The organism is Micromonospora sp. WMMD737 (assembly GCF_049179055.1).
In the GTDB taxonomy this organism is placed as follows: domain Bacteria; phylum Actinomycetota; class Actinomycetes; order Mycobacteriales; family Micromonosporaceae; genus Micromonospora; species Micromonospora reichwaldensis.
Genome location: NZ_JBMHMH010000001.1, coordinates 3,150,635 through 3,162,797, shown reverse-complemented (window position 1 = coordinate 3,162,797; position 12,163 = coordinate 3,150,635). Strand labels below are relative to the sequence as shown.

At 72.7% G+C, this 12,163-nt stretch carries 11 protein-coding genes and 2 tRNA genes; 7 read left to right on the top strand and 6 right to left on the bottom strand.

Annotation, left to right across the window (positions count from 1 at the left end; translation table 11 throughout):
• Window positions 1-270: 270 nt before the first annotated feature.
• Entirely contained in the window at window positions 271-1,278 is a 1,008-nt protein-coding gene (locus tag ACN27A_RS13480) for a sugar phosphate isomerase/epimerase family protein (protein ID WP_151455397.1), read from the top strand.
• Window positions 1,279-1,371: 93 nt separating this feature from the next.
• Here the strand turns inward: ACN27A_RS13480 and ACN27A_RS13475 are convergent, their stop codons facing one another.
• Window positions 1,372-1,770: a hypothetical protein gene (locus ACN27A_RS13475; RefSeq protein ID WP_421453147.1), complete on the bottom strand. Its 399-nt coding sequence runs from the start codon at window positions 1,768-1,770 to the stop codon at window positions 1,372-1,374.
• A 269-nt stretch (window positions 1,771-2,039) separates the two neighbouring features.
• Here ACN27A_RS13475 and ACN27A_RS13470 point away from each other — a divergent pair.
• The 6 genes from ACN27A_RS13470 (at window position 2,040) to ACN27A_RS13445 (ending at window position 7,135) form a co-directional block, all read left to right on the top strand.
• Window positions 2,040-2,112, top strand: a tRNA-Asn gene (locus ACN27A_RS13470).
• Between the two features lie 256 nt (window positions 2,113-2,368).
• Window positions 2,369-3,607: an NAD(P)/FAD-dependent oxidoreductase gene (locus tag ACN27A_RS13465; RefSeq protein WP_421453144.1), complete on the top strand. Its 1,239-nt coding sequence runs from the start codon at window positions 2,369-2,371 to the stop codon at window positions 3,605-3,607.
• Between the two features lie 43 nt (window positions 3,608-3,650).
• Window positions 3,651-4,604 (top strand): hypothetical protein, encoded by a 954-nt coding sequence (locus tag ACN27A_RS13460; protein ID WP_421453141.1) that lies wholly within the window; start codon window positions 3,651-3,653, stop codon window positions 4,602-4,604.
• Window positions 4,601-6,292 carry a M16 family metallopeptidase gene (locus ACN27A_RS13455; protein WP_421453139.1) on the top strand — a complete coding sequence of 564 codons (1,692 nt, stop codon included), beginning with the start codon at window positions 4,601-4,603 and terminating at the stop codon, window positions 6,290-6,292. The genes ACN27A_RS13460 and ACN27A_RS13455 overlap by 4 nt, the downstream gene beginning before the upstream one ends.
• A 63-nt stretch (window positions 6,293-6,355) precedes the next feature.
• Window positions 6,356-6,432, top strand: a tRNA-Ile gene (locus ACN27A_RS13450).
• A 328-nt stretch (window positions 6,433-6,760) separates the two neighbouring features.
• A complete protein-coding gene (locus ACN27A_RS13445; protein ID WP_421458454.1) occupies window positions 6,761-7,135 on the top strand; it encodes a phosphoribosyl-ATP pyrophosphohydrolase in 375 nt (124 codons plus the stop codon).
• 277 nt (window positions 7,136-7,412) lie between these two features.
• Here ACN27A_RS13445 and ACN27A_RS13440 read toward each other — a convergent pair whose 3' ends face one another.
• The 5 genes from ACN27A_RS13440 to ACN27A_RS13420 form a co-directional block, all read right to left on the bottom strand.
• Window positions 7,413-7,937, bottom strand: coding sequence for a hypothetical protein (locus tag ACN27A_RS13440; protein WP_421453137.1), 525 nt, complete (start codon window positions 7,935-7,937; stop codon window positions 7,413-7,415).
• A gap of 380 nt (window positions 7,938-8,317) precedes the next feature.
• Window positions 8,318-9,094 (bottom strand): DJ-1/PfpI family protein, encoded by a 777-nt coding sequence (locus tag ACN27A_RS13435; RefSeq protein ID WP_421453134.1) that lies wholly within the window; start codon window positions 9,092-9,094, stop codon window positions 8,318-8,320.
• A 247-nt stretch (window positions 9,095-9,341) separates the two neighbouring features.
• On the bottom strand, window positions 9,342-10,334 hold the full coding sequence (locus tag ACN27A_RS13430) for a hypothetical protein (RefSeq protein WP_421453131.1): 993 nt from the start codon (window positions 10,332-10,334) through the stop codon (window positions 9,342-9,344).
• Complete coding sequence (locus tag ACN27A_RS13425; protein WP_421453129.1) at window positions 10,331-11,716, bottom strand: hypothetical protein; 1,386 nt, start codon at window positions 11,714-11,716, stop codon at window positions 10,331-10,333. Before ACN27A_RS13425 ends, ACN27A_RS13430 begins: the two co-directional genes overlap by 4 nt.
• Entirely contained in the window at window positions 11,698-12,003 is a 306-nt protein-coding gene (locus ACN27A_RS13420; RefSeq protein WP_421453126.1) for a DUF6403 family protein, read from the bottom strand. The genes ACN27A_RS13425 and ACN27A_RS13420 overlap by 19 nt, the downstream gene beginning before the upstream one ends.
• Window positions 12,004-12,163 lie beyond the last annotated feature (160 nt).

Here is a 12,163-nt window from a genome sequence, read left to right as displayed (position 1 = left end):
GCGCCCGGCACGGTGTGCACACCGGGGACGGACAGCCGCAGGATCGCGGGGAGGGGCGGGGGCTTTCGTGGGGGGCCCGGCGGTTCTAGAGTGGGGTCGGCGACCGTGGCGGTTGCCGGTGACCGGCGGGAGGCGCAACCCGGCGGGTCCAGGTGCGCATCCGCACCCACCGGTGTCCCGCCGTGGCCCGCCGCCGCACCGGCCCGGCCGGTCGCCCTCGCCCCGGTCACGCACCCACGGAATCCCCCATCAACACAGGGGAGAAGCACCATGGCGCGACCCATCACGCTCTTCACCGGCCAGTGGGCCGATCTTCCGTTCGACGAGGTCTGCCGCCTAGCCTCCGAGTGGGGTTACGACGGGCTGGAGATCGCCTGCTGGGGCGACCACTTCGAGGTCGACAGGGCACTCGCGGACGACTCGTACGTCGAGCGGAAGCGCGAAACCCTGGCGAAGCACAACCTGAAGGTCTTCGCGATCTCCAACCACCTGGTCGGCCAGGCCGTCTGCGACCACCCGATCGACGAGCGGCACCAGGGCATCCTGCCCGCCCGGATCTGGGGCGACGGCGAGCCCGAGGGCGTACGCCGCCGCGCCGCCGAGGAGATCAAGGACACCGCCCGGGCGGCGGCGAAGCTCGGGGTGGACACCGTCGTCGGCTTCACCGGCTCGTCGATCTGGCACACGCTGGCGATGTTCCCGCCGGTGCCGCCGTCGATGATCGAGCGCGGCTACCAGGACTTCGCCGACCGATGGAACCCGATCCTGGACGTCTTCGACGAGGTGGGGGTGCGCTTCGCCCACGAGGTGCACCCGAGCGAGATCGCGTACGACTACTGGACGACGAAGCGGGCGCTGGAGGCGGTCGGGCACCGGCCCGCGTTCGGGCTGAACTGGGACCCGTCGCACTTCGTCTGGCAGGAGCTGGACCCGGTGAACTTCATCTTCGACTTCGCCGACCGGATCTACCACGTCGACTGCAAGGACGCGAAGGTGCGCACCGGGGACGGGCGGCGGGGCCGGCTCGCCTCGCACCTGCCGTGGGCGGACATGCGGCGCGGCTGGGACTTCGTCTCCACCGGCCACGGCGACGTGCCCTGGGAGGACTGCTTCCGGGCCCTGAACGCGATCGGCTACGCCGGCCCGATCTCGATCGAGTGGGAGGACGCCGGGATGGACCGCCTCGTCGGTGCCCCGGAGGCGTTGCAGTTCGTCCGCCGGCTCGCCTTCGACGCCCCGGCCGCGGCCTTCGACGCCGCGTTCACCAGCAAGGACTGACCGACCGGGGTCGTACCCCGAGCGGGCCGGCGTCGGAGACCGCACACGAACGGGCCGGTCGCCCTGAGGCGACCGGCCCGCGCGAAGGTGCGATCAGAGGGTGCTGCCGTTGGTGCCCGAGCTGGACGGCTTGCTACGGGGCGTGGCGGTGGTCGACCCGGAGGTCGAGGCCGTGCTCGACGACCCCGTGGAGCTCTTCGCGCCGACCGTGGCCGGCGTGCCGGCGAACGCGTCGTCGGCGGCGGTCAGCTCCTGCTTGTGGCCGTTGCTGCCGAGCTTCTCGCCCAGCTTCGACTGGCCGAGCTTGTCCTTGCCCTCGCTGTAGAGACGGGTCGCCTGGGCCTGCGCGACACCGGCCGCCTCCTGGACGGTCGGGTGGTCGAGCACCTTGCGGCCCCGGATCACCAGCTCCTCGTACTTCTCCCGACCGGCACGGGCGCCCAGGACGAATCCCGCAGCCAGCCCGCCAAGGAACATCATCTTTCCGCGCATGGCGGCTCCTTCCGTACCTGACGCGCCGTCGACCGACGGTTACCCCGCCGGAGGCGACCAAATCGCGCCTGCCTTCTCTGTCTGCAGCTAACTACCCATCCTGCTCTCCGCTCATACCTCCTTGTGCCGGGATGACGATTTGTCCGGGTTTATTGTCGTGTGCGCGGGCGCCGATCGAAGCGGTAACCCCCTGGACCAACACCCCCCGGAATCCTGTACTCTTGTGCCGTCGCACGGCGCAGCGAGATCGGCGCCGGACGACACAACGGTCCCCCGTAGCTCAATTGGCAGAGCAGCCGGCTGTTAACCGGCAGGTTTTTGGTTCGAGTCCAAACGGGGGAGCTTCCACACCAGACGCCCGTCGGCCACGCCGGCGGGCGTTCGCCGTTCCCCGCGCCGCCCGTCGCCCGGTGCCCGTCGTGGCGGGGATCGTGCCCGCCGGTGCGGGACGCCCTGTTCCGCCCACTTACGGGCCGCGCGCCCGGCAGGATGGTCGCTGTCGACCTGGACTCCCGCTGCGTCGATTGGTGCGTCGATTCGTGGGTAGGTGAGTGGCCGGGCCGGCTGTCCCGGACCAACAAGAAGCGGGAGGTGCGCGATGCTCGCCGAGACCGACGTCGTCGTGGTCGGCGGCGGCCTGGCCGGGCTCGCCGCGGCCCGGCGGCTGCACCGCGCGGGTGTGCCGTGGCGGCTGCTGGAGGCCGGCGGCCAGCTCGGCGGCCGGGTCGCCACCGACGCGGTCGACGGCTACCTGCTGGACCGGGGCTTCCAGGTGCTCAACACCGCGTACCCCCGGATCGGCGCACTGCTCGACGTCGACCGGCTGCGCCTCGGACACTTCACCTCCGGCGTGCTGGTGCGCAGGGGCGACCGGCTGGCCCGCCTGGTGAACCCGCTGCGCGAACCCACCGGCGCGCCCGGCACCGCGCTGGCCGGCGTGGGCTCCCTGCTCGACCGGCTACGGTTCGCCGCGCTCGCCACGGGCTGCGCCACCCTGCCGAAGGAACGGCTGCTCGCCGCCCAGGAGACCACCACCGAGGCCGCGCTGCGCCGCGCCGGCCTCTCCGACACGATCGTCGAGGAACTGCTGCGGCCGTTCCTGTCGGGGGTCCTCATCGACCGCGAGCTGGAGACCTCCAGCCACGTGCTCGCGATGGTGCTGCGCTCCTTCGCCCGGGGCCGGATCGGCCTGCCCGCCGAGGGGATGGCCGCGCTGCCCCGCGCCGTCGCCGACCCGCTCCCGGCGGAGCTGATCGACCTGGACACCCCGGTCGCCGAGATCGCGCCCGGCCGGGTCCGCACCCAGGCCGGCGACCTCCGCTGCCGCGCCGTCGTGGTCGCCGTGGACCCGCGCGCGGCGGCCACGCTGCTGCCAGGCCTGCCGGCGGTACGCACGCACGCCTACACGACCTACTACCACAGCACGCCGGAGCCGCCGCTTGACGAGCCGATCCTGCTCCTCGACGGCGACCGGCGCGAGATCGTCGCCAACACGGTGGTGGTCAGCAGGGCCGCGCCCACGTACGCGCCGGCGGGGCGGCACCTGGTCGCCACCTCGGTGGTCGGCCCGTCGGCCCCGCCCGAGCCGACGGTACGAGCGGAACTCGCCCGGCTCTACGGCCGGTCCACGGCGGACTGGACCCACCTGACCACGGTGTCCATCCCCGACGCGCTGCCCGCCGCGCCCCCGCCGCAGGGGCGGCTGCGCAAGCCGGTGGCGCTGGGGGAGGGCCTCTTCGTGGCCGGGGACCACCGGGACAGCCCCTCCATCCAGGGTGCCCTCGCCAGCGGCTGGCGGGCCGCCGGGGCCGTCCTGTCGGAGCTGCGTACCGGCTGAACGGAGGGTCACCTCCCGTTGAAGATCACTTATGCTCCTCGCCATGCCCGCACCCCTTCCGCCGCCCGACTTCGACGCCGCGGCGGCGTACCCCCAGGTCGGTCAGGTGCGCGCGGCCCTCGCGGCGCGCGACTGGCCGGCCCTGCGCGCGCTCGTCGACGGGCAGGATCCGCACGGCCGGACCTTCCTCGTCGGCGAGGCCGGCGAGGCCGAGGACATCGAGGAGTTCCTGCGTGAGGTGCTGGCGCAGCGGCCCGACGACGCGCTCGCCGGCGCCCTGCTGGGGTCGCACCTGATCCGCGCCGGCTGGCGGATCCGCTCGTCCTACCGGGCGCAGCACGTCAGTCGGGAGCAGTTCGCCCGGTTCCACGCCCACCTGCGGCGCGCCGAGCAGGTGCTGATCGACGTCACCGCCCGGCACCCGGACGACGCGGCGGCCTGGACGCAGCGGATCACCAACGCGCGCGGGCTGGAGCTCGGCCAGGCGGAGGCCCGCCGCCGCTACGACCAGCTCGCCAAGCACCACCCGCACCACCTGCCGGCCCAGGCCTCGCTGCTGCAACAGTTCTGTCCCAAGTGGAGTGGCACCTGGGAGCGGGCACACGGCTTCGCCCGGGAGTGCGCCGACGCCGCCCCGCCCGGCGCCCCGAACGCGGTGCTGGTGGTGGAGGCCCACCTGGAAGAGGCGCTCGACCACGACGACCTCCGCGAGGCGGGCGCCCACCTGCGCGGCGCGCACGTGCAGCGCGAGATCCACCAGGCGGCGCAGCAGTCGGTCTGGCACCCCGAGTTCCGTAACGACTGGGGCTGGGTCTGGGTGCGCAGCGTCTTCGCGATGGCCTTCTGCCTGCTGGACGAGTACCAGGCGGCGGCACAGCAGTTCGCGGCCATGGGGCCGCTCGGCGACGAGGCGATGTTCGGCTACATCGACGGCGACTCGACCAAGCAGTTCCAGAAGTTCCGCGACAAGGCGTACGCGAAGGGTGGGCGGTCATGATCCAGGAACTGGACGTGGACGGGGTGCCCACGCTGCTCGCCCCCACCGGCGGGCCGATGCGCGCCGGGCTGACCTTCCGGGTCGGCACCGCCGACGAGACGCTCGCCCGCAGCGGCATCACCCACCTGCTGGAACACCTCGCGCTGGCCCCCCTCGGGCTGGCCGACTACCACGTCAACGGCGCCACCGCGCCGGTGTTCACCACGTTCCACATGCAGGGCTCCGCGCAGGACATCGCCACCTTCCTCACCTCGGTCTGCGCCAACCTGACCGAACTGCCGACCGGCCGGCTCGACGTGGAGAAGGAGATCCTGCGCACCGAGTACAGCAGCCGGGGCACGGCCGCCGTCGACGACATCCCGCTGTGGCGTCACGGCGCCCGCGACTTCGGCATCACCAGCTACCCGGAGTGGGGGCTGGGCGCGCTCACCGCCGACGACCTGCGACAGTGGGCGGCCCGCTGGTTCACCCGGGAGAACGCGGTGCTCTGGATCGCCGGGAAGGACGTCCCCGCCGGGCTGCGCCTGACGCTGCCTGAGGGCGTACGGCAGCCGGTGCCGGCCGCGTCGTCGGCGCTGCCGCAGACCCCCGCGTACTTCGTCGGCGGGTCGCGGGCGGTGGTGCTGGACGCCGTCGTGCGGCGCCGGACCGCCGCGAGCGTCTTCGCCGGGGTGCTGGAGCGCGAGCTGTACCGGGCGCTGCGCCAGGACGGCGGGCTCTCCTACCAGACGACGGCGGGCTACGAGCCGCGCGGCGACGGCCACGCGACGCTGCGGGCGCTGGCCGACGCGCTGCCGGAGAAGCAGGACGCCGTGCTCGGCGGTTTCGTCGACACGCTCGCCAAGCTGCGGGTCGGCCGGATCGAACAGGCCGACCTCGACGCCGTCGTGGCGAAGCGGCAGGACTTCCTCGGCACCGCCGAGGTGGACGCGGCGCGGCTGCCGTCGTACGCCTTCAACGTGCTCACCGGGGAGCGCAACCTCACGGTCGACGAGCACCGCGCCGAGCTGAAGGCCGTCGACGTCGACGACGTGCACGAGGTGGCCCGCGAGGCGCTGGCCGGGGCGCTGCTGATGGTGCCCGAGGGGCACCGGGCCGACTGGGCCGGCTTCGTCGCAGCGCCCACCCGCTCGGCCGACACCGTCGCCGGCACCCCCTACCGGGAGAAGGAAGGCGACGGCGAGCTGCACGTCGGCGTGGACGGGGTGAGCTGGCTCGGCCGCGGCGGCCCGCTCACCGTCCGGTACGCCGAATGCGCCCTCATGCTCACCTGGCCCGACGGCGCCCGGCAGCTCATCGGCGACGACGCCATCTCGATGCGGATCGAACCGACCATGTTCGACCTGCACCCAGGGGCGGTCCGGGTGATCGACTCCCAGGTGCCGGCCGACCGGCAGGTGGCCATGCCGGCCCGCGACCCGGACCGCATCCCGCAGCCACGCGCCGCGGCCGGCACAGCACGGCGGGAGCCGGTCAAGCGCTCCTGGTGGGAGATCCCGCTGATGGTCGTCAGCGGCCTCGCCGCGCTGGCGATCGGCGGGGGCACCTTCCTGCTCACCCTCGGCATGTTCATCACCGAGACGGCCGAGAGCGACGAGGGCTGGCTGTGGGGCGTCATCGCGGTGGGATGGCTGCTCACTGTTATCCTCGCGTTGCCCATCGTGCTGCTACGCCGGCGACGCCGATGAGCGACGGCGCCGTTTCGTGCTGGCCGGTGATCCACCGGGCGGGATAAGATCCGGCGCGGTAATGGGGCGGTAGCTCAGCCGGTTAGAGCAGGGGACTCATAATCCCTCGGTCGCGGGTTCGAGTCCCGCCCGCCCCACCAGGCGAGACGCTGGTCAGCCATGCTGTCGATGACCCGGACGCACCGCATCGAGGTCCGGACCGACGCCTTCAGTCCGTACTGAGTCCGCAGCTGCACGACCCGCCGTCCGGTCGAGGCGGTCCGCCACCTGGTCCAGGTCGTCCGGGGGGCGGATCACCTCGCCGGGCGCCACAAGGGCTACCAGCCTTCCCGGACGGGGCCACGGTCGTTCGTCAGGTAGGGCCCTCCACCTTGTCCCCGTCCGGGAAGGCTGAACGGTCTACGACTGCCCGACGAGGAGATCCGCCGATTGCGGTCAAGCGGTGAGCACAACGAGGATGACTTGGTGATGCAGAGGCGGAGTGTTTCGTACGGCAAGCTCGTGAGAGACCGGATACCGGAGATCATTTCAGCGAAAGGCCAGGAGGCTCACATCCGTACCTTGCAAGCCTCCGAGTTGTTTGACGCGCTGGTCACAAAGCTGGGGGAAGAAGCGGCCGAACTGAGGTGCGCCGCGCCGGATTCTCAACTGGAGGAGCTTGCCGATCTGCGCGAGGTGCTATCGGCGTTGATCGCCACGCTCGGCTACGCCGAGGAGCAGGTCGAGCAGGCTGCCCGGGAGAAGCGAGCCATACGAGGAGGCTTCCGGCGCGGAGTATGGCTCGACGAGGTGTCATGGCTGGACGACCAGCAAGGCACCGCTGGGCCATCCACGGGCCAGTAACAGTGACGTGCAGCGGGCGCGAGCTGCCCACGGGTAGGCCGCCGGCCGCAGGCGTTTCGGCATCACAACCCGTTGATCGCGCTCTTCCAAACTGACGCTCCGTGCCGCCCGAACCTGCGCAGTCCGCATCTTGTCCGCAACAGCTCGACCGACAGCGGGGGAGTGGTGGGAGATGTCGAGAGGCGTTTCCGCTGCTAGGCCGCCATTTGCCGAGGTCGGCGGAACGCGCAGTTTGATCTCATGATCCTCGGTCGCGGGTTCGACTCCCGCTGGAGTACTAGCGGCCCAACCGAAGCGGCTCAACCAGGTCGGTCAAAATCCACCAGAACCTTCGCCAAGCCGAAGGGCGGTCATCCTCATCCAACCGCCTAACCTGAGACAGGTGCAGCATGTCATCAAGGTCCTGGATGGATAAGTCCAGCAGGTGCAGTTCGTTAGCCACATCCGAGTAGCCGCCGCCGGTTCTCCACCCGGCCTCACGCCATCTCTTGTCGAACCGTGACCAAGCTATCTTCGTTACCGCACTGCCCAGCAATTCCACCCGAGACGACAGGTAGGCAGGCGGGGCGAGCGCAGACAGCAGTTCCGGCAATGGCACCCCTTGCGTCTGTCCGTCGATAGGCAGACGGCGACGCAAGTCACGGACGTAGGCCAGCAACTCCACATCCAGCATGATGCTCTGCTCGAACAGCAGGTTCAGTCTCTGCTGTTTTCCCCCTAGTCGTGTCGACCAGTGGGCACCCAGATAGCCGCCAGCCAAAGCGATCACACCACCGGCTAGCACCGGCCACAGTTCTTTCACCGGGTCAGGGTGTCAGCCGGCCGCTACCAGCACGCCCGATGCCGCCTCGACCTGAACGGAAGGGGCGGCATCGCTCAACCGATTCGCTGGGCCGATCAGTCTTCGCCTGCTGCGCCTCGATGCCGGTCAACGCAGGCGGCCCGCCATCCCGCCTCTCGTCGCGATCCTGGCGGACGACTACCAGCGACGTCCCACTGTCCCGGCCTACTACTCGTCACTGTCCAGCGGGCGGCACCGGGACAACGGCCCGGTTCAGGATCGCCGGCCTGACCGGAGCAACTGACGATCGCCGCCGGGACGCGAGCGGGAGGCGGCACGTCGACCCGGGGCGGCGCGATCGACGCCCCGGGTCGACGGGTACGGGCACGCTCGTGCTGCCGTCAGCGGGGGGCGGGCTGCCCCAGCAACTCCAGCGCCAGGCGCGTCAGTTCCGGGCCGGCCTTCTCGGGGCTGCCCGTGTCGAACGGCGGGTCGGGGTCGTACTCGACGACCAGTTGGAGTGCCTGCGCGATCCGTTCGCCGGCGATCTTCGCGGCGAGGTGCAGAGACATGTCGATCCCGGCGGACATGCCGGCGGCGGTCATGATCCGGCCCGCCTCGACGTAGCGGCCCGGGACGAAGGTCGCGCCGAACTGGGCGAGCTGGTCCCTCAGGCTCCAGTACGTCGTCGCCCGCAGCCCGCGCAGCAGGCCGGCCGTGCCCAGGATCAGGGCGCCGGTGCAGACCGAGACGGTCCAGGTCGTGTGCCGGTGGATCCGCTGGACCCAGCGGATCGTGTCGGGATCGGCCTGGACGCCGCGGACGTTGCCCCCGGGCACCAGCAGCACGTCGGCGCGGCGCACCTGGCTGAGCGTGCGGTCCACCCCGAGGGTCAGCACGCCGTTGTCCGTCCGGACCGGGCCGGTCCGCTTGCCGACGGTCACCACGGACGCGCCCGGGATCCGGGACAGCACCTCGTACGGGCCGATGGCGTCGATCGGGGCGATCCCGTCGAAGAGCAGGATCGCGATGCGTGGTCCCCGGGCGGGCCCGTCCGGGTCGGTGGGCCGCTCCGCCCGGGCCGGATCGCCGAGGCCGGTGGCGGCCAGGCCGACGCCGGCCCCGCCGGCCACCGCCGCCCGCAACACCGTCCGCCGGTTCACGTCCATGCTGACCATCGATTGCCCCCTTCGGTCGGGCTGAGCTTGCGCATGTCCCGGTGGTCGGTTACGCCGCCGCTCCGGTTCCGCACGACGCGAGGCAGGTCCGGATGCGAGGGCCCCCGGTCCGGATCGGCGGGTCCGGTGTCCTCGTACGTGCCGCAGGGGCCGCCCGCGCGGCCAGGAGACACCCGGCGCCGCCGTGAACGGCACGGGGTCGGCCGACCGGGGCGGCGTGCCTACGGCGCGATTCGGCGCAGCGTCGTCAGTCGCCGGAGGCCGGTGTGCGGGCACCCCGGGCGGACTTCGGGCGTGCCCCGTCTTCCGCCGCCGATCCGGTGAGCGCCGCCGCGCGCCCGCTCAACGCGTCGACGCGTTCGACGAGTCGGCGTACGGCGTCCTCGTCGTCCGCATCCACGGCCGTTACGTGTCCGAGCAGCGCGGCGTAGTCCGACGTCAGCGCCAGGTACTTCCTGCCGAACGTCTCCTTGGCGCCGTCGACGTGGGCCTGCCGCTCCGCCATGGCGTACCACCGGTCGAGGTCGATGATCTGCTGGGCGAGCACGGCGGCGGCGGCGCTGAGCGCGCTGCGGGCGTCGGCGTTGTCGTCGCGGCGGCGGCGACGGGCGTCCGCGAGCCGGCCCGCGCGGCGGCCACCGGCGTAGAGCACCGTCGCCCCGGCGACGACGGCCACGATCGCCGCGGCGGCGAGCAGGAAGCGGGGCAGCGACGGGCTGATCGTCCGCGCGCCGTCGGGGACGGTGCCGGCCTTCACCAGCAGGTCGTAGTTGACGGTGACGACCTTCAGCGCCTCCAGGGGGCGGTCGGCGAAGGTGTCGACGCCCCGGCTGACGGTCATCTCCGCCACGAAGGCCCGGCCGAAGTTGCCGTCGTCGCGCCCGGGCAGCAGCGCGCACCCGTAGGTGTCGTACTCGTCGCCGTCGCGGCTCATCACCAGCACGACGGTCCCGTCGGCGGCGCGCTCGACCTGGCGGCAGCCCTGCCTGAGGTCGGCGCCCGGTGCCAGCATCAGCACGACCAGCCGGCGGTTGCCGATGATCCGTTCGGCCGCCGCGCGGTCCAGCTCGACGCCCGGCGCGACGTACACGGAGGAGGCGCGCACGTGGCGGGCGACCGGGCCGTCCAGCGCCCCGCCGGTCCACAACGCCCAGCCGGCCAGCGCCAGGCAGGCCAGGACGGCGACGCCGAAGGGCGTGCCGAACAGGTCGGCGAGCCGACGTCGTACGGACTGGCTCACGACAACCTGCCCCGGAGGTAGAGGTGCGGGCGGTAGCTGGCGATGCCCAACGTCCGGGCGCCGTCGTCCAGCTCGTCGGCGGCCTCGTCCAGCAACGTCCGCACGTGGCGGTCCGGCAGCCCCTCGTCCAGCGCGGCGCGGGCGGCCTGGAGCTTGACGATGCCCCGGGTCAACGCCGGATCGCTGCGGGCGTCGGTGAGCAGGGACATCTCGACGGCGAGCGAGGTGAGACCGGCCAACCGGGCGGGCGTGCCACCCCGCCCGGGGTCGCCCCGCCGGACCACCAGGGCGTCCGACCGGCGCAGCGACCGGACCGAGAGGATCAGGAACGTCGCCACGCAGCCCGCGAAGAGCCACGGCAGGGCGGGCAGCGCCACCCGCAGCGGGTCGATCGGCCGGTACGGCAGCGGGCGGTCGAACAGCCCCGAGTAGCGCAGGTCGGTGACCCGGTTCAGGTACGCCGTCAGGATGTTGCCCTGGGGGTAGTCGTACCGGCTCAGCCGGCCGCCGAACTGGCCGTAGAAACTCGCCCCGGCCAGCTCCGCGAAGTCGTCGGCCGCCGGGCCGTGGTACTCGATCCAGAGGCCGTACATCACGACGATCGGCGTGCCCGGGAACAGCTCGGCCAGTGCCGGACCGTACCGGGGCACCGGCTCGCCGAACGGCTGCGTGGGCAGCGCCACGTACCGGGCGCCGTCCGGGAAGGCGTTGCGCGCGGCCTTGTCGGGGACGCCGGTCAGCGTGGCCCCGGCCCCCAGGTGCAGGCCGGTGGCCCGCAGGTCGGCGGCGACGGCGGCCAGCTCCCGGTCGGTCGGGTCACGCCACCGCAGCTCGTCGTGCTCGGGCGGGTCGGGCGCGTCCCGCAGCGCGGCGATCAACGCCACCAGCATGCCTGTCACGTCGGCGGTGGCGAACTGGGCGCGCCAGCCGGGCAGGGTGTCGGGTACGGCCTGGTAGATGCCGCCGCTGACCTCGGTGCCGATCACCCGGACGGTGGCGTTCTTCACGTCCCGCACCCGTTCGCGTTCGTCCTCGTCGAGCCCGGGCGGCGCGACCAGGATACGGAGGGGTTCGGTGCCGGCGGCCTCGCGGACCCGCTGCTCGTTCCAGCGTGCGGTCGCGCCGGGGAGCCGCACCACGGGTTCGGCGGCCACCAGCGCGGTCATCTCGTCCACCGAGGGCACGCTCGCGTCGCTCAGCTCACCCGCCGAGCCCTCGTCGATCTTCGCCGGGGCGGCCGGCGACCGGCCGTAGCTGACGTCGACGCTCTGCCGCTGGGCGAGCAGGAAGACGACCAGGACGACCACGGCGACGCCGAGCAGCGCCCAGCGCAGCAGCTCGTACCGGTATCGCCTGCGGGGTTTCACTGGTGCGTGCGCCACAGCCGGTCGGCCTCCCTCGCGTGTTGCGCCGCCTCCCGCGCTGCGGACGCCCCGCCGCGCCCGGCGGCGATCGACTCGGCGCGGGCCAGCAACTGCTCGGCCTGCGGCACCCGGGTCGCCGCCGCGTCCCGGCTGACGGCCGCGCTGTCGATGGCCGCGCGGGCGGCGGACCAGGCGGTCCGGCGCTCCCGCCCCCGCGCCCGCCACCGCGGCAACAGGGTCGTCGCGAAGCCCGCGCCCACCAGCAGGACGCCGCCGACCAACCAGGCGGGGAGGGTGTGGGACATGCGCTCCAACCATCGGCGAGGGGTACGGGGGTGCGCTCGGGAGCCGTCGGGGCAGGCAGGGGTACGACCGAGTCTGGCTCATCGAGGCGAATCGGTGCGAACCAGCCCCACCGGCCCTGGCCTGCGGTCGGCCCGGCACGCCGGGACGTCGTATCGTCTC